Origin of the sequence: Pseudomonas sp. BCA17, from assembly GCF_004519405.1 — a bacterium.
Classification (GTDB): Bacteria; Pseudomonadota; Gammaproteobacteria; order Pseudomonadales; family Pseudomonadaceae; genus Aquipseudomonas.
Genome location: NZ_SGWI01000003.1, coordinates 169754 through 193842, shown reverse-complemented (window position 1 = coordinate 193842; position 24089 = coordinate 169754). Strand labels below are relative to the sequence as shown.

Annotated in this window: 26 protein-coding genes; 14 read left to right on the top strand and 12 right to left on the bottom strand. The window is 60.2% G+C overall.

Translation table 11 applies throughout. From position 1 onward, the window contains the following. Window positions 1-135 precede the first annotated feature (135 nt). The 3 genes from uvrD to EXW71_RS13395 all read left to right on the top strand — a co-directional run bounded on the left by uvrD (window position 136) and on the right by EXW71_RS13395 (window position 4005). Window positions 136-2319: a DNA helicase II gene (gene uvrD / locus EXW71_RS13405; RefSeq protein ID WP_134661156.1), complete on the top strand. Its 2184-nt coding sequence runs from the start codon at window positions 136-138 to the stop codon at window positions 2317-2319. Window positions 2320-2589: 270 nt separating this feature from the next. Next, the gene (locus EXW71_RS13400; RefSeq protein ID WP_134661155.1) at window positions 2590-3462 is read left to right on the top strand and encodes a Tim44 domain-containing protein; all 873 of its coding nucleotides are present in this window, start codon (window positions 2590-2592) and stop codon (window positions 3460-3462) included. Between the two features lie 135 nt (window positions 3463-3597). Continuing rightward, entirely contained in the window at window positions 3598-4005 is a 408-nt protein-coding gene (locus EXW71_RS13395; RefSeq protein ID WP_123716619.1) for an SMI1/KNR4 family protein, read from the top strand. A 17-nt stretch (window positions 4006-4022) separates the two neighbouring features. Here EXW71_RS13395 and EXW71_RS13390 read toward each other — a convergent pair whose 3' ends face one another. Then, window positions 4023-5786 carry a cation:proton antiporter gene (locus tag EXW71_RS13390; RefSeq protein ID WP_134661154.1) on the bottom strand — a complete coding sequence of 588 codons (1764 nt, stop codon included), beginning with the start codon at window positions 5784-5786 and terminating at the stop codon, window positions 4023-4025. Window positions 5787-6076: 290 nt separating this feature from the next. On the opposite strand from EXW71_RS13390, the gene EXW71_RS13385 reads away from it, so the two are divergent. Beyond that, window positions 6077-6559 carry an acyl-CoA thioesterase gene (locus EXW71_RS13385; RefSeq protein WP_016978672.1) on the top strand — a complete coding sequence of 161 codons (483 nt, stop codon included), beginning with the start codon at window positions 6077-6079 and terminating at the stop codon, window positions 6557-6559. Here EXW71_RS13385 and pdxY read toward each other — a convergent pair whose 3' ends face one another. Then, a complete protein-coding gene (gene pdxY, locus EXW71_RS13380) occupies window positions 6560-7432 on the bottom strand; it encodes a pyridoxal kinase PdxY (RefSeq protein WP_134661153.1) in 873 nt (290 codons plus the stop codon). 117 nt (window positions 7433-7549) lie between these two features. Between pdxY and EXW71_RS13375 the strand changes: the two genes are divergently transcribed. Further along, a complete protein-coding gene (locus EXW71_RS13375; RefSeq protein WP_060756613.1) occupies window positions 7550-7945 on the top strand; it encodes a DUF3301 domain-containing protein in 396 nt (131 codons plus the stop codon). Here the strand turns inward: EXW71_RS13375 and EXW71_RS13370 are convergent. Genes EXW71_RS13370 through dksA form a run of 4 tightly spaced genes read right to left on the bottom strand, consistent with a single transcriptional unit; the run spans window position 7939 to window position 11230 of the window. Further along, window positions 7939-8901: a GTP-binding protein gene (locus EXW71_RS13370; protein ID WP_134661152.1), complete on the bottom strand. Its 963-nt coding sequence runs from the start codon at window positions 8899-8901 to the stop codon at window positions 7939-7941. The two genes, EXW71_RS13375 and EXW71_RS13370, sit on opposite strands and share 7 nt — an antisense overlap. A gap of 44 nt (window positions 8902-8945) precedes the next feature. Next, window positions 8946-9590: a DUF1826 domain-containing protein gene (locus tag EXW71_RS13365; protein ID WP_134661151.1), complete on the bottom strand. Its 645-nt coding sequence runs from the start codon at window positions 9588-9590 to the stop codon at window positions 8946-8948. Further along, on the bottom strand, window positions 9590-10798 hold the full coding sequence (zigA, locus tag EXW71_RS13360; protein WP_134661150.1) for a zinc metallochaperone GTPase ZigA: 1209 nt from the start codon (window positions 10796-10798) through the stop codon (window positions 9590-9592). The genes EXW71_RS13365 and zigA overlap by 1 nt, the downstream gene beginning before the upstream one ends. A gap of 27 nt (window positions 10799-10825) precedes the next feature. After that, window positions 10826-11230, bottom strand: coding sequence for an RNA polymerase-binding protein DksA (gene dksA, locus EXW71_RS13355; protein ID WP_134661149.1), 405 nt, complete (start codon window positions 11228-11230; stop codon window positions 10826-10828). Between the two features lie 126 nt (window positions 11231-11356). Here dksA and EXW71_RS13350 point away from each other — a divergent pair, with 126 nt between their 5' ends. Continuing rightward, window positions 11357-11725 carry a glutamine synthetase gene (locus tag EXW71_RS13350; RefSeq protein ID WP_123716626.1) on the top strand — a complete coding sequence of 123 codons (369 nt, stop codon included), beginning with the start codon at window positions 11357-11359 and terminating at the stop codon, window positions 11723-11725. Here EXW71_RS13350 and EXW71_RS13345 read toward each other — a convergent pair. Further along, complete coding sequence (locus EXW71_RS13345; RefSeq protein WP_134661148.1) at window positions 11722-12945, bottom strand: N-acetylmuramoyl-L-alanine amidase; 1224 nt, start codon at window positions 12943-12945, stop codon at window positions 11722-11724. The two genes, EXW71_RS13350 and EXW71_RS13345, sit on opposite strands and share 4 nt — an antisense overlap. Window positions 12946-13073: 128 nt before the next feature. Here EXW71_RS13345 and folE2 point away from each other — a divergent pair, with 128 nt between their 5' ends. The 7 genes from folE2 to EXW71_RS13310 are packed head-to-tail and all read left to right on the top strand — an operon-like array spanning window position 13074 to window position 18693. Beyond that, window positions 13074-13964 (top strand): GTP cyclohydrolase FolE2, encoded by an 891-nt coding sequence (folE2, locus tag EXW71_RS13340; RefSeq protein ID WP_134661147.1) that lies wholly within the window; start codon window positions 13074-13076, stop codon window positions 13962-13964. Further along, complete coding sequence (locus tag EXW71_RS13335; RefSeq protein ID WP_134661146.1) at window positions 13961-14629, top strand: metal ABC transporter ATP-binding protein; 669 nt, start codon at window positions 13961-13963, stop codon at window positions 14627-14629. The genes folE2 and EXW71_RS13335 overlap by 4 nt, the downstream gene beginning before the upstream one ends. Further along, window positions 14629-15495: a metal ABC transporter permease gene (locus EXW71_RS13330; protein WP_134661145.1), complete on the top strand. Its 867-nt coding sequence runs from the start codon at window positions 14629-14631 to the stop codon at window positions 15493-15495. The genes EXW71_RS13335 and EXW71_RS13330 overlap by 1 nt, the downstream gene beginning before the upstream one ends. An 11-nt stretch (window positions 15496-15506) precedes the next feature. Beyond that, the gene (locus EXW71_RS13325; RefSeq protein WP_134661144.1) at window positions 15507-16385 is read left to right on the top strand and encodes a metal ABC transporter substrate-binding protein; all 879 of its coding nucleotides are present in this window, start codon (window positions 15507-15509) and stop codon (window positions 16383-16385) included. Then, window positions 16382-16795, top strand: coding sequence for a phosphoribosyl-AMP cyclohydrolase (gene hisI / locus EXW71_RS13320; protein WP_134661143.1), 414 nt, complete (start codon window positions 16382-16384; stop codon window positions 16793-16795). The genes EXW71_RS13325 and hisI overlap by 4 nt, the downstream gene beginning before the upstream one ends. Then, window positions 16792-17352 (top strand): carbonate dehydratase, encoded by a 561-nt coding sequence (locus EXW71_RS13315; RefSeq protein WP_134661142.1) that lies wholly within the window; start codon window positions 16792-16794, stop codon window positions 17350-17352. Before hisI ends, EXW71_RS13315 begins: the two co-directional genes overlap by 4 nt. A gap of 3 nt (window positions 17353-17355) precedes the next feature. Further along, complete coding sequence (locus tag EXW71_RS13310; RefSeq protein ID WP_134661141.1) at window positions 17356-18693, top strand: dihydroorotase; 1338 nt, start codon at window positions 17356-17358, stop codon at window positions 18691-18693. Here EXW71_RS13310 and EXW71_RS13305 read toward each other — a convergent pair. Beyond that, entirely contained in the window at window positions 18690-19211 is a 522-nt protein-coding gene (locus EXW71_RS13305) for a DUF3617 domain-containing protein (protein ID WP_134661140.1), read from the bottom strand. The two genes, EXW71_RS13310 and EXW71_RS13305, sit on opposite strands and share 4 nt — an antisense overlap. Window positions 19212-19341: 130 nt before the next feature. Between EXW71_RS13305 and cls the strand changes: the two genes are divergently transcribed. Beyond that, window positions 19342-20781 (top strand): cardiolipin synthase, encoded by a 1440-nt coding sequence (gene cls / locus EXW71_RS13300; RefSeq protein ID WP_134661160.1) that lies wholly within the window; start codon window positions 19342-19344, stop codon window positions 20779-20781. A 75-nt stretch (window positions 20782-20856) separates the two neighbouring features. On the opposite strand, the gene cfaB is transcribed toward cls, so the two are convergent. The 4 genes from cfaB to EXW71_RS13280 form a co-directional block, all read right to left on the bottom strand. Further along, window positions 20857-22041 carry a C17 cyclopropane fatty acid synthase CfaB gene (gene cfaB, locus EXW71_RS13295; protein WP_134661139.1) on the bottom strand — a complete coding sequence of 395 codons (1185 nt, stop codon included), beginning with the start codon at window positions 22039-22041 and terminating at the stop codon, window positions 20857-20859. Between the two features lie 87 nt (window positions 22042-22128). Beyond that, window positions 22129-22917, bottom strand: a complete 789-nt coding sequence (locus EXW71_RS13290) for a DNA-binding domain-containing protein (protein WP_134661138.1) — start codon at window positions 22915-22917, stop codon at window positions 22129-22131. Beyond that, window positions 22908-23753, bottom strand: coding sequence for a DUF692 domain-containing protein (locus EXW71_RS13285; RefSeq protein ID WP_134661137.1), 846 nt, complete (start codon window positions 23751-23753; stop codon window positions 22908-22910). The genes EXW71_RS13290 and EXW71_RS13285 overlap by 10 nt, the downstream gene beginning before the upstream one ends. A gap of 67 nt (window positions 23754-23820) precedes the next feature. Further along, entirely contained in the window at window positions 23821-24072 is a 252-nt protein-coding gene (locus tag EXW71_RS13280; RefSeq protein WP_123716638.1) for a hypothetical protein, read from the bottom strand. Between the last annotated feature and the right edge of the window lie 17 nt (window positions 24073-24089).

The window sequence follows — 24089 nt, the reverse complement described above, 5'->3', positions numbered from 1 at the left end:
GCGGGTTGCGGCCCATGACCAACCGGTCATCCCCCACGACGGAATGCCGACCGGCCGTCGCTGCGCCCCAGGCTTTGCGTCGACCATCCGGCAATGGGATTTGCCCGTCTCCCCCCGGCACCCTAGAATGCGCCGATGCGCGATGATCTCTCTCTTTTGCTGAACTCCCTCAACGATGCCCAACGCCAGGCCGTAGCGGCCCCCGTTGGCCGTCAGTTGGTCCTGGCCGGGGCTGGCTCCGGTAAAACCCGAGTGCTGGTGCACCGTATCGCCTGGTTGATCCAGGTCGAGAACGCGTCCCCGCATTCCATCCTGTCGGTGACGTTCACCAACAAGGCCGCTGCCGAAATGCGCCACCGCATCGAGCAGTTGATGGGTATCAGCCCGGCGGGCATGTGGGTGGGCACGTTCCACGGCCTGGCGCACCGCCTGTTGCGGGCACACTGGCAGGAAGCGGGCCTGAGCCAGACCTTCCAGATCCTCGACAGTGACGACCAGCAACGCCTGGTCAAGCGGGTGATCCGTGAACTGGGCCTCGACGAACAGCGCTGGCCGGCGCGACAGGCGCAATGGTTCATCAACGGCCAGAAAGACGAGGGCTTGCGCCCGCAACATATCCAGGCCAGCGGCGATTTGTTCCTGGCCACCATGCGCAGTATTTATGAAGCCTATGAGGCGGCCTGCGTACGCGCCGGTGTCATCGACTTCTCCGAGCTGCTGCTGCGCGCCCTCGACCTGTGGCGTGACAACCCGGGCTTGCTGGCCCATTACCAGAAACGCTTCCGTCACATCCTGGTGGACGAGTTCCAGGACACCAACGCCGTGCAGTACGCCTGGTTGCGCCTGCTGGCCAAAGGTGGCGACAGCCTGATGGTGGTAGGTGACGACGACCAGTCCATCTACGGTTGGCGTGGCGCGAAAATCGAGAATATCTACCAGTATTCCGAAGACTTCCCGGACGCAGTCACCATCCGCCTGGAGCAGAACTACCGCTCTACCGCCGGTATCCTCAAGGCCGCCAACGCCTTGATTGCCAACAACACCGGCCGCCTGGGCAAAGAGCTGTGGACCGATGGCGGCGAAGGCGAGGCAATCAACCTGTACGCTGCGTTCAACGAACACGATGAAGCGCGTTACGTGGTGGAAACTATCGAAAGTGCGCTGAAAACCGGCCTGGCACGCAGCGACATTGCGATTCTGTACCGGTCCAACGCCCAATCGCGGGTACTGGAAGAAGCGTTGCTGCGCGAACGTATCCCGTACCGCATCTATGGCGGCCAGCGCTTCTTCGAGCGGGCAGAAATCAAGAACGCCATGGCCTACCTGCGCCTGCTGGAAGGTCGTGGCAACGATGCGGCGCTGGAGCGGGTGATCAACATCCCGGCCCGCGGCATCGGCGAAAAAACCGTTGAAGCGATCCGCGACCACGCGCGCCATGCCGACGTGTCGATGTGGGAATCCATGCGCCTGCTGATCGCCAATAAAGGCCTCACAGGCCGCGCCGCCAGTGCGTTGGGCGCTTTTGTCGAGCTGATCGAGAACCTGGCCGCCAAGTGTGCAGACATGCCGCTGCACTTGATGACCCAGACCGTGATCGAACAATCGGGGCTAATCGCCTATCACGAAGCGGAAAAAGGCGAGAAAGGCCAGGCTCGGGTAGAAAACCTTGAGGAACTGGTCAGCGCCGCTCGCGCCTTCGAAAACACCGAAGACGAAGAAGAGCTGACCCCGCTCGCCGCGTTCCTCGGCCATGCTTCACTCGAGGCGGGCGATACCCAGGCCGATGAGCATGAAGACAGCATCCAGTTGATGACCTTGCACAGCGCCAAGGGCCTGGAGTTCCCGTATGTGTTCCTGGTGGGCATGGAAGAAGGCCTGTTCCCGCACAAGATGAGCCTGGAAGAGCCCGGCCGCCTGGAGGAAGAGCGCCGCCTGGCCTATGTGGGCATCACCCGCGCCATGCAGAACCTGGTGATGAGCTATGCCGAGACCCGACGCCTGTATGGCAGTGAGACCTACAACAAGGTGTCACGCTTCGTACGCGAGGTACCGAAGGGGCTGATCCAGGAAGTGCGCCTGTCCAACAGCGTCAGCCGGCCGTTCGGCGGCGGCCAGCAACAGAACTCCAGCAGCATGTTTGCAGGTTCCGAGATTCCGGAAACACCGTTCAGCCTGGGCCAGCAGGTCAAGCATGCGATCTTCGGCGAAGGCGTGATCCTCAACTTCGAAGGTGCCGGCGCCCAGGCCCGGGTGCAGGTGAATTTCGCCGAAGGCAGCAAGTGGCTGATGATGGGTTACGCGAAGCTCGAAGCAATCTGAAACCCTTATATGGCGAGGGCGCCTGGCAAAACGCGCCCCAACGGGAGCAAGCGCCCTCGCCACATAAAGGCAGCATGATGAAACGTCGCGTTACATGAAGGTTATTGGCCCGCCCTTGTATTTAGCGAGCGCGGGCCAATATTAGTAACTAGTCCTACAGACCATTCTGAATCGGTCTTACGCAAAAGCCCGAAACATTATGTCGCTAGCCACTGTCACGACACCTGTGCAACATGGCGCGCGTGCAATCCACAAATGGGAATTCCCTTTATGAAACGTTTTCTTAGCATCGCCATGGCGCTGTGCATCGGCTTGACGATGAGCCTCGACGCCAACGCCAAACGCTTCGGTGGCGGCAAAAGCATGGGCTCGGCACCGACTCACCAGACCAGTCAGATGGCTCCATCCGCCGGTGGCATGGGCGGCGCTGCCGCAACCGCTGGTGCAGCCGGTGCCGCAGGCGCTGCTGCCAAGGCCGGCGGTGCTTCGCGCTGGTTGGGCGCTCTGGCTGGTATCGCCGCCGGCGGCCTGCTCGCTTCCATGTTCATGGGCGGCGGCTTCCAAGGCATGCAGATCTTCGACATCCTGATCATGGCGCTCATCGCCTTCGTGATCTTCCGCTTCATCGCCGCCCGTCGACGCAAGCAGCAGGAGCACCTGGCCCCGGCCGGCGCGCCGATGCAACGTGAAGTGTTCGAACAAAAACCGGCCATGGGTTCGATCTTCGGCGGTTCGGCAGCACCTGCGGCCGCCCGTCCGGTCATCAATGCACCGGCCTGGTTCAACGAAGAACGCTTCGTCGAAGCCGCGCGCAACCACTTCCAGTCCCTGCAGCAACACTGGGACGCCAACGAAATGGACAAGATCGCCGAGTTCGTGACCCCGCAACTGCTGGAGTTCCTCAAGCGCGAACGCGCCGACCTGGGCGACGGCTTCCAATCGACCTACATCGATGACCTGCGCGTACAGTTGGAAGGTGTGGATGATCGCGCCGACAAGACCATCGCCACCCTGACCTTCAGCGGTGTGTCGAAGACCTCGCGCTTCGACCAGGGCGAAGTGTTCAGCGAAAGCTGGAACATGGAACGCGCCCAGGGCGACAACCAGCCTTGGCTGGTCGCCGGTATCCGCCAGAACGGCTGATAGCTGCGCGTTCAAGCACCTGGTAATAAAACCCCGGACATGTTCCGGGGTTTTCTATTTCACGGTTGCACTTATAGCGAGCTACTGTATAAAACGCCTCTATAAACCGCGCCATCTAGCAAGAGGATCCCGGCCGTGGAAGAAATCATCGAACAATTGCGTGAAGCCAATGAACCGGTCCCGGTTCCTCTGGAATTGCCAGACGAAGACCAACTGGTAGAAGTCGAAGAACAGCTGTTTATCAACATTCCGTTTGTCTTCAAAGAGTTTCTGCTGACCGTCAGCGACGTGGTCTATGGCAGCCTGGAGCCGGTGACCATCACTGATCCGGGCTCCCACACCTACTTGCCTGAGGTGGCGGCAACGGCCTGGGACATTGGCGTACCGCGCGAATTGATCCCGATCTGCCAGGATGGTGACGACTACTACTGCGTCGAAGAAGACGGCACCGTGGTGCTATGGTCCGGCGAAGAAGAGCTTGTCACCGAAGAGTCCTGGGAGTCGGTGTGGCACTGGGCGCGGGATGTCTGGCTGGAAAGCTGAGCCCTGCTCACTGGTCTCTAGTGCTCCGGCGTATCCTTGTGGTTATCCAGCGTCTCCAGCAAGGCGACCTGCATCCGCGTATGCACGCGGATGAACCACCGCCAGAGCACCGCCGCGACTGCCGCCGTGACCACGGCGATCAGTACCAGCAACTTGTTGGTCGGCAGGATACTGGCCGACAAGGCTGCCAATAGCAGAAAGATCACCAGCAACGACAGGATCGGGATCAGCTCGGCGATCACCCGTCGCACGCGATGCGTATGCCGCCCGGCCATCTCCGGCTTTACGCTCATCTCAGCCAGCAACATCGACAGCGCCTTGAGCTTTCGATAGGCCGCAATCAAAAACGGCAACGACAGCAACAACGCGCCCCCCCAGATCAATGCCTTCTGCCAGCTTGGATCACTGATCCAACCCTCCAGATACCCACCGATACGTGCTGCAAAAAAGCCACCGGCGAAGAAGATCGCTACCACCAGTGCCAGGTTCACTCCCACCTGCAGGATGATCTTGCGGATCATCGACGCCAGCATCGCGCCTTCACCTTGAGGCTGAATGCTGCGCAGCCATTCGCCATACATCCCGAATACCCGGCTCAGGCGCTTGGGCATTACCGCGGCAATCTTCAACGACAGTGGGTCGGCCCCGCGAATCAAGTAAGGCGTGAGCAGCGTGGTGATCGCCGATACCGCCACGGCTACCGGATACAGGAAATCGCTGGTCACCTGAAGCGTCATCCCCAGCGCCGCGATGATGAAGGAAAACTCGCCAATTTGTGACAGCCCCATGCCCACCCGCAATGAAGTGCGGCCATCATTGCCGGCGATAAAAGCACCCAGGCCGCAGGACAGCATCTTACCCAGCACCACGGCCACGGTGATCACCGCGATCGGCCAGGCGTATTGCAGCAGAATGTGCGGGTCGATCATCAAACCGATGGCGACGAAGAAGATTGCACTGAACATGTCGCGAACAGGCTCGATCAGGCGCTCGATCTTGAGCAACTGCCGGGATTCGGCCATGATTGCTCCAATCAAGAACGCCCCCAGCACCATGCTGTATTCCAGCTTGACCACCAGCAGGCAGAAACCGAAGCACAGGCCCAGCACGGTGATCAGTAGCATCTCGTTGCTGTCGAACTTGGCCACGTAGGCCAGCAGGCGCGGCACCAGCAAAATACCGATGACCAGCGCAACAATCATGAACAGTGAGAGTTTGCCGACGGTGGAGAAGACCTCGCCGGAGCTGACCGTGCCACTGACGGCAATGCTCGACAGCAAGGCGATAATGCCGATGCCGAGGATGTCTTCAACGATCAGCACACCAAAGATCAGTTGAGCGAAACGCTGGTTTTTCATCTTCAGGTCATTGAGCGCCTTGACGATGATGGTGGTCGAGGAGATCGCCAGGATGGCGCCCAGGAACAGCGAGTCCATGGTACTCCAGTCAAACCAGCGGCCGATTTCGTAGCCGATCCAGATCATCAGAATGATCTCCAGGAAGGCCGCGATAAACGCCGTGGCGCCCACCTTGAACAGCTTGCGCAGGCTGAATTCCAGGCCCAGGCAGAACATCAGGAAGATCACCCCCAGCTCGGCGAGAGTCTTGATGGTGTCTTCGTCGTGGATCAGGCCGAACGGCGGGGTATGAGGGCCGATGATGAAGCCGGCTACGATGTACCCCAGCACCACCGGTTGCTTGAGCCGGTGAAACAGGATGGTGACAACCCCTGCCACCAGCATGATCACGGCCAGATCCTGGATAAAGCTGATGGCGTGCATGGCGAGGGGCTCCTTGAGGGTACCGGCGCTTTTCCCACTTCCGCCCACGCTTTGAACAGTCGTAAAAAACGGGAGGAAAAGTCTGCCTTGATCGTAAGAAATGCCCTGAGACGGGCTTTTGAAGGTTAACACCGCGACTTCCGGCAGAAAGCCGGTGCAATATATGGAAACAGATCGGTCCCGGCGTGACGGCGAGCCGCCCACCGGCGTCCCGTTAGGGAGAGCGCTGCAAAGATTTCAGCACCCGCAGAGGTGCCCCCCAACCGATGCCTACAACCCGTGAGTGTGCTATGGAACCCGGAAACGCCCAGCTGTCGATGACGGTATTGATGACCCCTGACATGGCCAACTTCTCAGGCAATGTCCACGGCGGCACCCTGCTCAAGTACCTCGACGAAGTGGCTTACGCCTGCGCGAGCCGTTATGCCGGTCGCTATGTCGTCACGCTGTCGGTCGACCAAGTGATTTTTCGCGAACCGATCCATGTCGGCGAGCTGGTGACCTTCCTCGCATCGGTCAACTACACCGGCAACACCTCAATGGAGGTGGGCATCAAAGTGGTGACCGAGAACATCCGCGAGCGCTCGGTGCGCCACACCAACAGTTGCTTCTTCACCATGGTGGCCGTGGACGACCAGCGCAAACCTGCCGCCGTACCGCCGCTGCAGCCCCAGAACAGCGAAGACAAACGCCGGTTCGTGCAGGCCCAGCAGCGTCGGCAGATTCGCCAGGAGCTGGAAAAGCGCTATCAGGAAATCAAGGCTGACGCCTGATCAAAGTTCGATCGGTGTCGCTTCGAAGCGCACCCGCGGATGAACGATACGATCCTGGGCTCGCACCAGTTCCAACTCGTAACTGGCGCAGGCCTGGGTTTCCAGCAGCACTTCATGCACCGCTGCCGCCGTGAACTCAAAGGCGGCCAACAGGCTGTCGCCCAACAACACCCGCGCCAGGAACAGCCCGGACGTCAGATCACCCACGCCCACCGGCTGGCGTGGGAAAGCCAACAACGGCCGACGCAGGTGCCAGCTGCCTTCAGCAGTAACCAGCAACATCTCGAAGCCATCCGGCAATTTGCCCGGGTAATCCAGGTGCTTGACCAGCACCGCCTTCGGCCCTCGCGCCAGTAACGCCTTGGCCATGCCCAGGCAGTCGAACAACGATTGCGGCTTGCGCCCGGCAAAGCTGTCCAGCTCCAGTTGGTTAGGGCACAGGAAGTCAGCCATGGCTGCGGCTTCATCCAGCAGGAAATCGCTGACTTCCTGAGGCACGATGCAACCTTTTTCCGGATGCCCCATCACTGGATCGCAGAGGTACAGGGCCTTGGGGTTGATGGCCTTGATGCGCGCCACACCTGTGAGAATCGCACGACCCTGATCGGCACTGCCCAAGTAGCCAGACAGCACGGCGTCGCAGTTACCCAGCTCACCAATCGCGGCAATACCTTCCACCAGCGCCGGAATTTGCTGCGGCGCCAACACTTCTCCTGCCCACTGGCCATACTGAGTGTGGTTGGAGAACTGCACCGTATTGAGCGGCCAGACATTCACTCCGACCCGCTGCATGGGGAATACGGCGGCGCTGTTTCCGGCGTGGCCAAAGACCACATGAGACTGGATCGCAAGCAGATGAGGTGTGCGTTTCATGCGGGAGATTTCCGTAAAGCCATTGAAATTCTGGCCGCGCAGTATGCGGCTAAACGCAGCCTGTACGACAGACCAGCGACACAGTTAAGCTGCTCTCACTTTGTTGGAGTTCATCGCATGCTGACCCTGGGAAACATCTTCGTGTTGATGCTGCTGGCGACCGGTGCCGCCTGGGTATGGCACAACCACGGCCTGCGCGAGCGGGCACTGGAGCGGGTTAAACAGCATTGCGCCAAGCTCGACATCGAGCTGCTCGATGGCGCGGTGGCGTTGAAACGCATCGGTTTTGTGAAGGATGCCAATGGTCGGCGCCGTCTGGCACGGATCTATAACTTTGAGTTCACCGTAACCGGGGAAACCCGTCATCCCGGGACCATTACACAGTTTGGCGCCCACAGCGCCCAGATCGAACTGGCACCCTACCCGTTCGAGATCAAGACACCACTGCCCAGCGCCGAAGTGATCGAGCTGAGCCAGTGGCGTCAGGACCATGCCACCAAGCATCGTCACTGACGGCAGGCGGCCAGGGCCGTCTGCAACGCGGCTACGTCCTGTGGTTCGCTGAAAATCAATTCCATACGTGAATCGCGACGCCACTCGCTGGGCTGCCAAGCGAATGAGCTGTTATCCACAGCGTTGGCCGAGACCCACCCTTCGGGGCTGTGGATAACCAGCTTGGCGCGTCGCCAGTCAAGGCTTGCCAGCCAGTGATGCAGACGCTGCGTATTGAATTGCTGGCTTGGATGCCAGCGCCAACCAATGCTCCAACCGCCCTCTTGAGACTGGCTCAGGCAAATAGGCAGTGCGGGATCGCTCCAGATGGCCGGCATTTGCGCCAGGCTTTTGGGTAGTTCGAAGTTACCCACAGCCGTAGCAGCTTTTGCATTCAGACCTGGCAATTGCGTCAACGGCATTTGCGCCTGCCGCGTCCAATAAAGCGGGCAGCCGGGTAATTGCCGCTCAATAGCGTTGCGCTGAGCGGCATCCAGCGACTCATCCTTGTTCAAGACCAGAAGCCCGGCATTGGCCAGTGTTTCTCGTTGCGCTTCAGGCAAGGCTTTGCCCGCCGCCAACGCTTGGGCGTCCAGCACCAGCACGCAGGGTTGAACCGCCAACACCTGCTGCCAAGGGGCCTCCCGCAGTTGCTTGAGCAACTGAGCGGGATGGCCCAGGCCCGAGGGCTCTATAAACAACCGATCCGGCTTGGCCTTACGCAGCAAACGGCCCAGGCCTACTTGAAACGGTGCGCCGTTCACACAGCACAGGCAGCCTCCGGCCACTTCGCCCAGGGCTATGCCATCGTCATCCTGGGTGAGCAACGCCGCGTCCAGGCCAATCTGCCCAAACTCGTTGATCAATACAGCCCAACGCTCGTTGGCCGGACGCTGGGCGAGCAGGTGCTTGATCAGGCTGGTCTTGCCGGCCCCTAAAGGCCCGGCAATCACATGAGTGGGAATGTTCTGCAGCATGAGTGGCATCATTCAGACCGTGTAGAGAGCTTGATCCTACGCGCTTATGCAAGCCAATCCAGCGTCAGGATCAACCGTCGCTCATCTGCGTTCAGCGCTGGCGAGCGGTGAATCAAACCATGGCCTTCATTGCCGTGCCATTTAGTGCCCTTGAGCAGGGCGACTTCGCCACAGTGAAGCTGCTCGAAGCGCTTGGCGGGCTCGGCCTCCGGTTGGCCCAACTTGAGGCGGTCCATCTCCCCTTCACGCAACCATTGGCTACCGATCCCGGCATAGGTGGTGATCAGTCGCACCGGCACGTGGTCGACGTGAAAGCGTGGGCACATAGCCTTGTCCAATAGCCGCAGGCGTATGCCAATCCGCCTGGCCCCCAACAGACACGCAAAGGCGTCGACCAGCCACGACACATCGGCGATAAATCCTTCGTAGCCTTCCAGATCGCGGCAACTGGACGCCAAACCCTGCACGTTCGGCACGGCGTTCTCGTGGCTGAGCTCAATCACCAAAGACTCGGCCAACGGCTCATCGAGCGCCACCAGCAAAGCGCCAAATTCGGCGATGTGCAGCGGTAACTGACGCTGCCACACCGCCAGGTTGACGCCGTCTTCGAGTATGTCGGACAGCGCCAGCGGCGTTTCGCCGCGGGTCTGACGGATGACGGGCCGCGACGGGATAACCGAGGCGAGCATCACGCGGCGGCCTCCTCATACCAAGGGCCAAAGGGGTCGGGCAGTTGGCGCCACCCTTCGACGCCCAAGGCCATTTCTTCATCGCTGAGCAGGCACGCGTCCAGCTCAGCGCGCATCTGGACGAAGTTAATGTTTTGTCCGATGAAGACCAGCTCCTGGCGGCAGTCGCCGGTGCTCAATTGCCAGTTGCCCATGATCGCCGCGATGCTTTCTTCATCTTGAGGCCACTGGCTTTTCGGCACAAAACGCCACCAGCGACCGGCAAAACCATGGCGCATCAAGCCCCCCGCCTGGGACCAACTGCCCGCATCCCGATGTTTGCTGGCCAGCCAGAAAAAGCCTTTGGAGCGCAACAGCTTGCCGTTGACCCACGGGCGGTCGATAAAGTCGAAAAAACGCTGCGGATGAAACGGACGACGTGCGCGGTAAGCCGTGGAGGCGATGCCGTACTCCTGCGTTTCCGGCACATGTTCACCGCGCATTTCCTGCAACCAGCCCGGCGCCTGGGAGGCGCGCTCGAAGTCGAAGCGCCCGGTGTTGAGAATCTTCGGTAGCGGCACCTCGCCCATGACCATCGGGATAATTTCCGCCTGGGCATTCAGGCGTTCAAGAATGGCGATCAGCTCTTCGCGCTCGCGACTGCTGATCAGGTCGATTTTGCTGATCAGGATCACATCGGCGAATTCGATCTGCTCGATCAGCAGGTCGGTGATGGAGCGCTCGTCTTCTTCGCCCAGGGTTTCGCCCCGTGAGGCCAGGCTTTCGGCAGCCTGGTAGTCGATCAGGAAGTTCACGCCGTCCACCACGGTGACCATGGTGTCCAGGCGGGCAATATCGGCCAGGCTTTGCTCGTTTTCATCGCGAAAGGTGAAGGTTTCCGCCACGGGCAACGGTTCGGAAATACCGGTGGATTCGATCAACAAGTAATCAAACCGCCCCTCCTTGGCGAGTTTTCCGACTTCTTCCAGCAAGTCTTCACGCAAGGTGCAGCAGATGCAGCCGTTGCTCATTTCCACCAGCTTTTCTTCGGAACGATTGAGCGTGACGTCACGCTGAACCTCGCTGCCATCAATGTTGATTTCGCTCATGTCGTTGACGATCACCGCTACCCGCAGGTTCTCGCGGTTGCGCAGGACGTAGTTGAGCAGCGTGCTTTTACCGGCGCCGAGAAAGCCGGACAACACAGTAACGGGGAGACGGTTGATCATCAGGTAATCCTCATAAAGGGAGGCCGGTCAAATCGCCCGTTTATGGCGTTCGCGCAGCTCTTCACGTTCTTTGGCTTCGATACACAGGGTGGCGGTTGGGCGCAGCAGCAGGCGTTGCAGGCCAATAGGCTCGCCGGTTTCACGGCACCAGCCGTATTCGCCGCGGGCCAGCAGCTCTAGGGCATCATCGATCTTGTCCAGCAGCTTCTTTTCCCGCTCCAGCAGGCGCAGTTGCCATTGGCGCTGTTCTTCGGCGCTGCCGACATCTGCCGGGTCGCTGTTGGTTTCCTGCTCACGTAACGCCAGGAACTCGGCATCGATACGCGCTTGCAGCTCGTTGCGCTGGGCGAGCAACAGCTTGCGGAAGAAGCCTTGCTGGGGCTCATTCATGTAATCGGCGGGCGATTGGGCCAGGAGGTCTTGCTCAGTCATGGGAAACGGTTCACGGGGCAGGCGGTTTTTAATGTTATAGTATAACAACACAAATAAGCCAATCCCCCTTGCTCGTCACGACGAAGGGCATGATGCTGGAGCACGTTCTTGCTACGAGAAGGCCCGATGAAACACTTGGTGTGCGTCCTGTTATTGGCTGCGGCAAGCCAAGCCTGTGCTCAAGCACCGAGCCTGTTGGCCAACTGCACGCGCAGCGCCAACTTGCTGGCCTGTGTGGACCCATTGGGGAACGCCTATAGCGTGGCGACTGTCGGCAGCACCACGTATTTGCGGGGTTTCGAGGTGATCGGCAAACGCTATTGGGCGCAAACCAACAGTCGCTATGGGCAACTGACGTTCTTTACCGGGTTGGCGTCCGATGGTGAGGCATGGGTCGGCTACACGCGGCGTGTGGGCTGGACCACCATCAACCGGTTCTCCAGTTCAGGTGGCGCCAGCGCCAAGTTCACGTGCAGCCGCATCACCGGCTGTTAGACCTGGCCGCTCTTCTGTTCCTGAACCCAGGCCATGTAGCTGTTCATCGGCGGGTTCTTCTGGAAGTATTTTTTCAAGCCTTCGAACAGGCCATCCGCCACCGCTTGTTGATGACGCGCCGTCACCAGCCGTTGGGCGTCTTGAGTGTTGGAGATAAACCCGGTCTCCACCAGGATCGACGGCACATCCGGTGACTTGAGCACCGCAAACCCGGCCTGCTCCACGCGCTTCTGGTGCAGCGTGGTGATGCTTTGCAGGCTGCCCAACACCGAGCTGCCCAATTGCAGACTGGAAGCAATGGTGGCGTTCATCGACATATCAAGAATAACCCCGGCCAGCATCGGGTCCTTGTCTTTGAGATTGAGCAACGTGGTGGCGCCGAGCAGGTCCGCGCCGTTTTCGCGCTGAGCCATGAAGCGCGCCGTGGCAGATGTGGCGCCGCCTTCAGACAGCGCATACACCGACGCCCCCGAGGCCGTCAGCCGTGGCGCGGCATCGGCATGCACCGAGATGAACATATCGGCCTTGTGCTGACGGGCGATGTCCACGCGCTTGCGCAGCGGCACAAAGAAGTCTTCATTGCGTACCAGTTTCACGGCGAAGCCCTTCTCGCGCTTCAGACGTTTAGCCAGCAATTGGGCAATGGACAGCACCACGTCTTTTTCGCGCTGGCCTTTGGAGCCGATGGCACCTGGATCTTTGCCGCCGTGGCCGGGGTCCACCACCACGATGATGTCACGCTTGGGGTGCGCTTTATCTGCTGTCGCCGTTGATGCGATCGCTGGGGGCACCGTTTCTGCGGCAATTTGCCGAGGTGCGCGGGTGGCATTGGTCAGGTCCAGCACCAGGCGATGCCCCTGCCCATCCTGCGGCGGTAATACAAAGCTGTTGAGCTGCATCGGCGTGGCCAGATCCAGCACGATGCGTGTGTCGTTTTTACCGAAATGCCCGGAGCGGATCGAAGTGATCCCGCTGTTTTTCAACACCAGCTGAGAAAAATCACCCGTGAGCCCGGCACCGCTCAGGTCGATGATCACGCGTTCCGGCGAGGTCAGGGAAAAAGTCTTGTATTGCACCGGACCGCTGAGGTCCAGCACCAGTCGCAGTTTATCGTCCGAGCGCCATAGGCGCGCATTGCGAATCTGCGTGGCGTAAGCCCCCAAAGGCAAGGTGAACAGAGGACTGACCAACAGCAGGTTAAGGAGCTGACGTCTGTGCATGGCAAATACCGCAAATGAAGGAGCGTCCCTGCTCGACTTGACTAAAGAAACACGGATGCAGAAAAATCATCGTCGACTCAATAGTTATAATATAACATGTCTTTTTATTTCCAACGATGGACCTGCTCATGAATGCGCTGACTCTGCCGGATATCGCCGCGCAGGCTTCACGCCAAGCCTTGCCACTCGACTGGGTGGGCATGTGCGGCATCGCCTTGCCCGTCCTTATCGACGGCCAGCGCCTTACCGCTACGGCTGACGCCGGCGTCAGCCTGGACGATGGCTCGGCCCGTGGCATTCACATGTCACGCTTGTACCTGGCTCTGGAAATGTTGGATCAGCAGCTTCTTACACCTGCACTTCTGCGTAATGTACTTCAACGTTTTCTCGACAGTCATGAAGGATTATCTAAGAACGCTTACCTGCGTATTCACACCGATCTCATGCTGAAACGCCCGGCACTGGTCAGTCCATTGGCTGGCTGGAAAAGCTATCCCATGTGCATCGAAGCGCGTCTGGAAAACCAGATGTTCCACGTGGAACTAAAAATTGACGTTACCTACTCGTCAACCTGCCCATGCTCAGCTGCCCTCGCCAGGCAGTTGATTCAGCAGCAATTTCTTGAAGACTTTGCCAATACACCGTTGCAGCATGAGGACATCTTGACCTGGCTCGGCAGCGCCAACGGCATCGTCGCCACTCCCCACAGCCAACGCAGCACCGCGCAATTGCACGTCCAACTGCAAGGCGAGCATCTGCCGCTGACTGATTTGATCAACGACGCGGAGGCCGCCCTTGGCACCGCCGTACAAACCGCTGTGAAACGCGCGGACGAACAAGCCTTCGCCCTGGCCAATGGGCAGAACCTGATGTTCTGCGAAGACGCCGCCCGCCGCCTGAACCTCGCCTTGAAACGCTCGGATGCCGTCAAAGCCTTCCACCTCAAAGTGATCCACGCCGAAAGCCTGCACGCGCACGATGCCGTGGCTGAAAGCCGTTGGACGAGACATTCTGCATGATCACCTGCACCGCTTTGCGCTGGGGCGCTCCCGGCCAGCCACTGACGCCCGCCATTGATCTGACGCTGGCAAAAGGCAGCCTCACCGGAATCATTGGTGCCAACGGCACTGGAAAAAGCAGCCTGCTCAAAGTCATCGCCGGCCTGCAAAAGCCGCTGGCGGGAAAAGTCACCGTGGATGTCCCACGCCGCGGCGGCTTGTCGTTTCTGCCTCAGCAACAACACCTCGATCGCCAGTTCCCCATCAGCCTGCAAGAGTTAGTCGCGGCCGGCTTCTGGGGCACCAGGCTCACCCCGGACCAGCGCAGCCAGCGCCTGCAAGCGGTACTGGAAGACTGGTGCCTCGGCGGCCTTGAACACCGCCCATTGATGGCGTTGTCGGGTGGCGAATTGCAGCGCGCCCTGCTCGCCCGCATGAGCCTGGCTGAAGCGCCGGTGTTGCTGCTGGATGAACCCCACGCAGCGCTCGATGAAGAAGGTCAGGCCCTGTGCTGGAAACACGTACACGCCTGGCACGATGAAGGCCGCACCGTGGTGATCGTTTGTCACGACCTCGCCTCCGTGCGCCATCACACCCAACACGTGGTGCAAATCAAAAGCACCGGCTGCGTGTACGGGCCAAGTAAAGAGCTGATCCGCCCGCAACCGCACATGCAGGTGGCTTGATGCACTTCGCCGCCCACCTGTGGATGCCCTTCCATGACTTTGTTTTTATGCGCCGTGCACTGATCGGCGGGCTGGTGCTCGCCTGCAGCACCGCGCCGCTCGGTGTATTCCTGATACTGCGACGCATGAGCCTGATCGGCGACGCCGTGGCGCACGGCATTCTGCCTGGCGCCGCTCTCGGCTTCTGGTTCGCCGGGCTCAGCCTGCCCGCCCTGACCATCGGCGGCCTCGGTGCAGGTCTGGGCATGGCCGGCTTATCCGCATGGATTACCCGCCGCACCGGCCTGCGTGAAGATGCCAGCCTCGCCGCCATCTACCCCATCTCACTCGCCGCTGGCGTGTTGATTCTCGGCATCGCCGGCAAGCGCCTGGACCTCTTGCACCTGCTGTTCGGCTCTGCCCTGGCCGTGGATGAAACCACCTTGACCGGCATGCTCTGGGTCTCCGGTTTCAGCCTGATCGCCATGGCACTGATCTATAAGCCGCTGCTGCTGGACACCCTCGACCCACTGTTCCTGAAAACCGTCAGCCGCCTCGGCCCCCTCGCACACGGGTTGTTCCTGACCTTGGTGGTGCTGAACCTGGTGATCGGTTTCCAGGCCATCGGCGCGCTGATGGTAGTGGGTCTGATGATGTTGCCGGCCATTGCTTCACGCTTCTGGAGCCGACGCCTGCCCGTGTTGATCGCGGTCTCGGCGGCGCTGGGATGCCTGTCGGTGTGGTTGGGCCTGTTGCTGTCGTTTTACTACTCGCTGCCCAGCGGCCCGGCCATCGTGCTGGTGGCTGGCGGCGGGTATCTGCTGTCCGTGGTCTTCGGTCCGGTGCACGGTTTGCTGCGCCGCCCACCTTCGCTTACATCCCAATGAGGTGTTTCCCGATGCGCGCTCTACTCGTGCTGTTCAGCCTGCTGCTACCGCTGTCGATGGCCCAGGCTGCCGATAAACTCCAGGTGGTTACCAGCTTCAGTATCCTTGATGACATCACCCACCAGATCGGCGGCGATCACATCCAGATCAGCAACATGGTCGGCCCCGACGCCGACGCCCATACCTACGAACCCACCCCGGACGATGCCAAGGCGCTGCTCAAGGCCAGGCTGATCATCAAGAACGGGTTGGGTTTCGAACCCTGGCTGGACCGCCTGGTAACCAGCACCGAAACCAAGGCCACCGTCGTCACCGCCAGCAAAGGTGTGATCTCCCACACGATGGAAGAAGACGGCGAAACCATCCCCGACCCGCATGCCTGGCACAACCTGGCCAATGCCGAAATCTACGTGAACAACATCACCAAGGCGCTGGTGGCGGCCGATCCGGCCAACAAGGCCGACTACCTGCACAACAGCCAGGCGTACCTGAAAGAAATCTACCGCCTGCTGGCCGAAGCCAAGACCAAGTTCGGCGCATTGCCGGCGGGCAACCGTCGCATCGTTACCTCCCATGACGCCTTCGGCTACCTGGGCCAGGCTTATGGCATCCAGTTCCTGGCGCCGCAAGGTTTGTCGACTGAGCGTGAACCATCGGCCGCCGAAGTCGCCGCGCTGATCACCCAGATCCGCAAAGACAAGGTCAAGGCCGTGTTCATGGAAAACATCAAGGACTCGCGCCTGCTCAAGCAGATCGCAGACGAAAGCGGCGCGCAGATCGGCGGCACCCTGTACTCCGACGCCCTCGCCGCAGAAGGCCCGGCCAGCACCTTCACCGGGCTGTTCGAATACAACCTCAACACCCTGTGCGCCGCCCTGAGCAAACCATGACGTTGAGCATGCTCGATCTGGAAAAGGCTGCCCTTGGCAGCCGCTTCCCACTCGACCCCGTGCTGAATGCCCTGCCGTGGAACAGCGATGGCCTGATTGCCGCCATCGCCCAGCAGCACGGCACTGACGAGGTGTTGATGCTGGCCTGGATGAACCGCCAGGCCCTCGACGAAACACTGTCCACCGGTCAGGTTTGCTACTGGTCGCGTTCGCGCCAACAGTTGTGGCGTAAAGGCGAAAGCTCCGGCCACTGGCAGCAGTTGATCGAAGCGCGCCTGGATTGCGACGGCGACGCCGTACTGCTGATCGTCGATCAACAAGGCCCGGCCTGCCACACCGGCCGGCCGACTTGCTTCTACAACGCCATCGACGGCAATTACGTTCATATCATTACGGAGCCTGAAGCATGATCCGCAAGAACCCTTCCGGCGATCTGCCAGTGATTGCCGAATCGGCCTACGTCGACAAAACCGCAATCATCTGCGGCAAAGTCATCATCGGTGAGAATGTGTTCGTCGGCCCCTATGCCGTGATCCGTGCCGACGAAGTCGACGCGACCGGCGACATGGACCCGATCACCATCGGCGCCAACTCCAACATCCAGGACGGCGTAGTCATCCACTCTAAATCCGGCGCGGCGGTGACCATTGGTGAGTTCAGTTCCATTGCGCATCGCTCCATCGTCCACGGCCCCTGCACCGTCGGCAATCGGGTGTTCATCGGCTTCAACAGCGTGCTGTTCAACTGCGTCGTGGGCGACGGTTGTGTGGTGCGCCACAACTCAGTGGTCGACGGACGCGACTTGCCCGCGGCCTTTTACGTGCCCTCCACCACCCGCATCGGGCCCAACACCGACCTGTCGCAGTTCCCGCCGGTGAGTGTCAGCGCGTCTGAGTTTTCCGAAGACGTAGCTCGCACCAACGTTGACCTGGTGCTGGGTTACAAAGCCCTGCAAAACGAGTTCTGAACCATGAGCCGCCTGCTGATTCGCAATGCCCGCCTGGTCAATGAAGGCGTGGAGTTCGACGCCGATATACTGGTTGCCAATGGTCGTATCGAGAAAATCGCTGGCAGCATTGAAGGCTGCAACGAACCGGTGGAAATCGACGCCCAGGGTCAATGGCTGCTGCCGGGCATGATCGACGACCAAGTGCACTTTCGCGAACCTGGGGCCCCGGACAAAGGCAGTTTCTACAGCGAGTCCCGCGCGGCGGTGGCCGGTGGTATCACCAGCTTCATGGACATGCCCAACACACACCCTGCCACACTGACCCTGGAGGCCCTGGCCGATAAAAAGCGCCGCGCCGCCTTGAATTCGGTGGCCAATTACGGCTTTCACTTTGGTGTGAGCAACGACAACCTCGATACCGTGGCCGCCCTCGACCCACGGGAAGTCGCCGGGGTCAAAGTGTTCATGGGCGCCTCCACCGGCAATATGCTGGTGGACGACCCTCGTCTCCTGGAGCGGCTATTTGCCGAAGTACCGACCATCCTGCTGGCCCACTGCGAACACACGCCCAGCATCCTGGCCAACGAACAGCGCCTGCGTGAACGCTTCGGCGAGCGGATTCCCGCCGTTGCTCACCCGCTGATCCGCGATGCCGAAGCCTGCTATCGCTCATCTTCTTTTGCCGTGGAGTTGGCCCAACGTCACGGCACACGGTTACACGTGTTGCACCTGACCAGCGCCCTCGAACTGGATCTGCTCGAAGACAAACCCTTGGCCGAAAAACGCATCACCGCCGAGGTCTGCGTGCACCACCTGCTGTTCGATGACCGCGACTATCACCGCCTCGGCCACCAGATCAAATGCAACCCGGCGATCAAGACCCGCGCCGATCGCGATGCGCTGCGCCTGGCCTTGTTGAGTGATCGTCTGGATGTCATCGGCACCGACCATGCACCGCATACCTGGGCGCAGAAAACGCTTGCCTATCGCGAAGCGCCGGCCGGGTTGCCGCTGGTGCAGCACGCGTTGCCGGCGTTGCTGGAGTTGGTGGCTGACGGGCACCTGCCGCTGACTACGCTGGTGGCAAAGACCAGCCACCGAGTGGCTGACCTGTTTGCCATTCCTGAACGTGGGTATCTACGCGAAGGCTATTGGGCCGACCTGGTGTTGATCCAACCCGAGCCTGAAGGCAAGCCCGTCAATACCCAACCTGTCCTGGCCCGCTGCGGCTGGACGCCGTTCGCCGAACGCAGCTTTCGCCACAGCGTCAGCACCACGTTGGTGTCCGGCCATCTGGCGTGGCACCGAGGCCAGGTCGTCGACAGTTGCCAGGGCTTGCCCCTGCACTTTTTGCGTTAAGCGCGAGGTTTGACCGTACCGCAATCGTTGCCCAGCCACTGGGCGTGGGTGTCGAGGCTGCCCTTCTGCTGGATACCCGTGGCATTGAAGGTGCCGTTGACGGTGGTGGTGAATTCCTTCTGGCTCTGGAAGGTGGCGATGCCACTGCCTTGGGCTTTCGGGCAGCTGAAACGGAATTTCCACTGGTTGCCGGTCTTGTCGGTCACTTCCTGCTTACAACCCGACTGCGGGTCGGTCAGCGGGATCGAATCGGACGCGACCTGGGCGGGAGTGAGGCATACCTGCACGCCTTTACCGGCCATGGTGATGCCCTGTTTTTCAAGCATCGCACGTTGCTCCGGAGTCATCTGTTGCTTGAGCTGACCGAGGATCAGCGAAAGGTCCGGCAGGTCCTGGTTATCAACTTTCATATTGCTGGTGGTCAGTTCCCACAACCCCGGCGTCAGCATCTGAGCCTGAGCCGCCACGGGCAGCGACAATCCAACAACCATGGCCAAACCAAGCAGACGAGCATTCATCGAGTAACTCCTGGGTAATTGTGGGCGTTAGACGCCGCAAAGGCGCCAGTGTTGCACGGCAAATAAAATAGCGACATTCGCAGCCGTTCATGGTCTGTTAGGCACTCGATTGCCTGGAGATATGTCGTTCATGGACTTCTTTGGCCCGCACCTGCTCGCCTATTTCATTGCCACGCTGCATTTTCTCGGGACCCTCGCCGCGATCCATGCGGTGCTGACCGTCAGGACCGCCCAAGGCTCAATCGCGTGGGCGTTGTCGTTGATGTTCATGCCGTATCTCACATTGATTCCTTACCTGATCTTCGGCCGCAGCACCTTCGACGCGTACATCCAGGCGCGCCGCCAGGCCAACCAGGAAATGCACGCCGCCATTACCGAGCTGAACTGGCGCCCCTGGGTCGAAGAAGCCCTCGCCGCACGCAACTCCAGCGCCTACGCTTCACTGCGTGCCATGCCCAAGCTGGGACGCATGCCGTGCCTGGCCAACAATCAAGTACGCTTGTTGATCAATGGCGACGCCACCTTCAGCGCAATCTTCGACGCGATCCGCAACGCCAAAACCGCCGTGCTGTTCCAATTCTTCATCATCCATGACGACGAACTGGGCAGACAGTTGCATGCCCTGCTGAAGGAAAAGGCAGCTCAAGGCGTAACCCTATACGTGCTATATGACCGCATCGGCAGCCACGCCCTGCCCCATCACTACGTGCAATCACTGCGCGACGCAGGTGTGCAGGTCAAGGCGTTCGCTACTCGCGGCGGCTGGCTCAACCGTTTCCAGGTCAACTTCCGCAACCATCGCAAGATCGTGGTGGTGGACGGCATCACCGGGTTTGTCGGTGGCCATAACGTCGGTGACGAATACCTGGGCAAAAAACCGCCGCTGTCGCCCTGGCGCGACACCCATGTGCAAGTTACCGGCCCGGTGGTTGCGTGCCTGCAAGAGTCGTTTGCCGAAGACTGGTTCTGGGCCGCCCGCAAGTTACCGCCACTGATTCTGCCGGACGCCTACCCCGAAGACGGCGTGCTCTGCCAATTACTCGCCAGTGGCCCGGCCGACCCGTACGAAACCTGCTCACTGTTTTTCGTCGAAGCCATCCACGCCGCGACCGAGCGGGTGTGGATCACCAGCCCGTATTTCATCCCCGATGAGGCCGTCTTTTCCGCTCTGCGCCTGGCCGTGCTGCGCGGCGTCGACGTACGCCTGTTGCTGCCCTCGCGTCCCGATCACCGCATCGTCTATGCCGCATCCAGCCTTTACGCGATCGAAGCCGTTCGCGCCGGAGTGCGCGTCTTCCGCTACACGCCGGGCTTTCTGCATCAGAAAGTGGTGTTGGTGGACAGCGAAATCAGCGCCATCGGCAGTGCGAACATGGATAACCGTTCGTTCCGACTGAATTTCGAAGTGATGTTACTGACGGTGGATGAGGCGTTTGCTGGCGAAGTTGAACGAATGCTGGTGGACGACTTCGCCCTGGCCCACGAAGTCAGCCAAGAAGAAAGCCGCGAGACGCGCCGCCTGCAACAACTGGGCATGCGGGTCGCGCGGTTGATCTCACCGATTCTCTGACAAACAACGCAAAAAAATGTGGGAGGGGGTCTTGCCCCCTCCCACGTCTGGATCTTCTTGCGGTGGAACATCGGCTCAGCGGTAGAGATCCTCCCGCGTCCACGGCAGCTCATGGCTACCATCGGCATGGGGTTTCACCGCCAGGATCTGGTGCAGGTTGATCCAGCCCCGCGCAAACGCATAAGCGCAGCCGGCCAAGTACAACCGCCAGATACGCAACGCTTGCTCCGGCACCATTTTCGCCGCCGCTTCCAGGTTGTCTTCCAGGCGTTCGCTCCAGTGGTCGAGGGTGCGCGCGTAGTGCAGGCGCAGGCTTTCGACGTCGACCACTTCCAGTCCGACCTCGCTGATCTCCTTCACCATCATCGCCAGGTGCGGCAACTCGCCGTTGGGGAACACATAACGCTCGATGAAGTCCCCGGCGCCCCGGCCGACAGGGCGACCGTCAGTGTGCTTGGCGGTAATACCGTGGTTCATCACCAGGCCGCCTTCACGTACCGCGCCGAACAGGGTCTGGCAGTACTGCGCCAGGTTGGCGTGGCCGACGTGCTCGAACATGCCCACGCTCACCACTTTATCGAACCGGCCATCCTGCGGCAGGTCACGGTAGTCGAGCAGTTGCAGGTCCACCTGGTCTTCCAGGCCCTCGGCGCTCACACGTTCCCGGGCCAGCGCCAACTGCTCCTTGCTCAAGGTGATGCCAAACACTTTGACGCCGAACTCCCGTGCGGCAAAACGCGCCAGCCCACCCCAGCCACAACCTACATCGAGCAAATACTCTCCCGGCTGCAACCGCAGTTTGCGGCACAGGTGGCGAAATTTGTCTTGTTGGGCCTGGTCGATGGATTCGCTGCCGGTTTCGAAATAACCGCAGGAGTACACCATGTCCTGATCCAGCCATAGCTGGTAGAACGCGTTGGACAGGTCGTAATGGTAGGAAATAGCCGCTGCGTCGGTGGCCTTGTCGTGGATCGAGCGCACCGGACGACTCCCCTCGTCGTCGTCGACCAGGGCGTGACTCAGTTCGTCACACACCCGAATGACCTCGGAGATGGAGCCTTCAAGCTCCAATTTGCCCTCGACGAAGGCTTCGCCCAGTAAGTCGAGCGTTGGATGGGTCAGCTGGGACACGACCGTGGGGTCCTTCACCACGATGGTCACACTGGGCTCAGGGCCCAGGTTGAATTCATGGCCGTCCCAGAGTCGAAGACGCAGCGGTAGCTGAAGATTCTGTAAGGCCGGTGGAAGTTGCGCGAGCATGAGTAGTCCCCCCTTGTTTCAGACGTCTGGAGTGAGGGTAGACCATCAGAAGACAAAGTAGGAGGCTATCGAATTCATAGCGCTCTTCTATGGGGCTCTGCGCTCGAGCAAACCGTCCTGGACCCACTGTTTCATCCACGTCACCGCCTGCAGTGGCGCACCCTCTGCATAGGTGACTGCCAATTGCGCGCACAGTTCTGAAAAATTCCAGCCGGTGGTCACCATTCCCATCAGGGCAAAGGCCTCAGCGGGTTCAAGGCTGCGGTATTGGCACACGTTATCGTGGCGCCATACCAGGCAGACCTGGGCCGGCTCCAGCGCATGGCTATCGGGAAAGTCCGAACCCCCCTTGCTCGCACGCCATATCGCCACCGTGTTGAAGTGGCACAGCATCTGCTGCACCGAAGGTGCCAGGGTGAACTGCAAGCCGGGCCAGTCTTCAGGCGGCAGTTGTGCCATGTCATCCAAGCCAAGCGGCTCACCCTGCGGCGCATCGAATGCCAGGGTAAACGCCCACTCGAGGCGCGCCAGTTCGGCCAGCGGCTCGCTCTGTTCAGCCACCAGGTGCTCGACAATAAATGAAGGGAACCGCTCGCCCAGCCAGCGCAAGCTGTAATGCGCAGACGGATAACGGCGCACGTAGGCTTCGGTCAGTGACGCGAACTCATCATCCCCCAGCCAATACCAGATGGCGCCGAAGTCATGCCGCAGCACTTCCTGCAGGCGCGCCAGATAGGCGTTGTGATAGATCGCCAGCCCCGTGTCGACGTCCAGCGTCGGCCCGCCCAGCAACGTGGCGGCAAAACCACTGTTGGCCGCCGGGGTTTCGGATAACAGATGCTGCTCAAAGGCCAACTGCCAATCGGTCAGGCGCATAGCGATCTCCTGGCCAGCGCAGTAGCACCCAGCTCACGGGCCTTGCTCAGTTCGGTGAGCAACTCTTCGAACGGTGGGAAATGATCGTCGCGCTCCAACAGCGTCGAGATCGGCCCCAGGTGCTCCAGGGTTTGTTGATAAAGCGCCCACACCGGATCGCACACTGGATGGTCATGGGTATCGACCACATAGTCGCCATAGTCCATATGCCCAGCCAGATGCAGTTGGCGAATGCGCTCGGGCGGCAGGTTGCGGATAAAAGTCCAGGCATCGAAACCGTGGTTGCGTGAGCTGACGTAGACGTTGTTGACGTCCAGCAACAACTGGCAGCCCGTCAGGTGGGCCAAGGCATTGAGGAATTCCCATTCGGTAAATTCATCGGCCTTGGAGCGCACATAGCTGGAGACATTTTCCAGCACCAGCGGACGCTGCAGCACGTCCTGCACTTGCAGAACGCGAGCCGCCACGTGGTAAAGGCTCTCCTCGGTGTAGGGCAACGGCAGCAAGTCATGCAACTGATGCGCACTGCCACGGCTCCAGCACAGATGATCGGAAATCCACGCTGGTTCGATACGTGCGGCGAGCTGTTTGATTTGCCTGAGGTAATCAGTATCGAGGGCATGGGGCCCACCGATGGACAAGGACACACCATGCATCACCAGGGGATAGCGCTCGGCTATCGCGTCCAGGTAATACAAGGCTTTACCGCCCTGGACCAGATAATTTTCGGAGATGACTTCGAACCAATCCACAGCCGGCGATTGTTCAAGGATCTGCTGGTAGTACTCACTGCGTAAGCCCAGACCGTAACCCAGACTTGGAAGGGAAGCGGACATGATTCACTCCTGGGGAAAGTGCCCGCAGCGGCAAAGGGCATCCGCTGCGGTAGCACTCAGTCGCCGGTTACTCGCCGACTTTGCCGCCAGCCGCGTCGCACGCAGACTTGCTCATGGCCTTGAAGCCGTGGCCTTTGCAGACAGCCTGGCCTTTGCAGGCGTTTTCAGCGGTTTTGCAGTCATTCATGCCTTTGCAGGACGTCACGCCATAGCAATGAACAGCAGCGTCGGCGGCCTGTACCTGGGTAGTAACACCCGCAAACATAGTGGCGGCAGCGATGGCCAGGGCAGCACCGGAAACGGCGTTTTTGATGTTCATTTTTGTTTCCTCAGAGA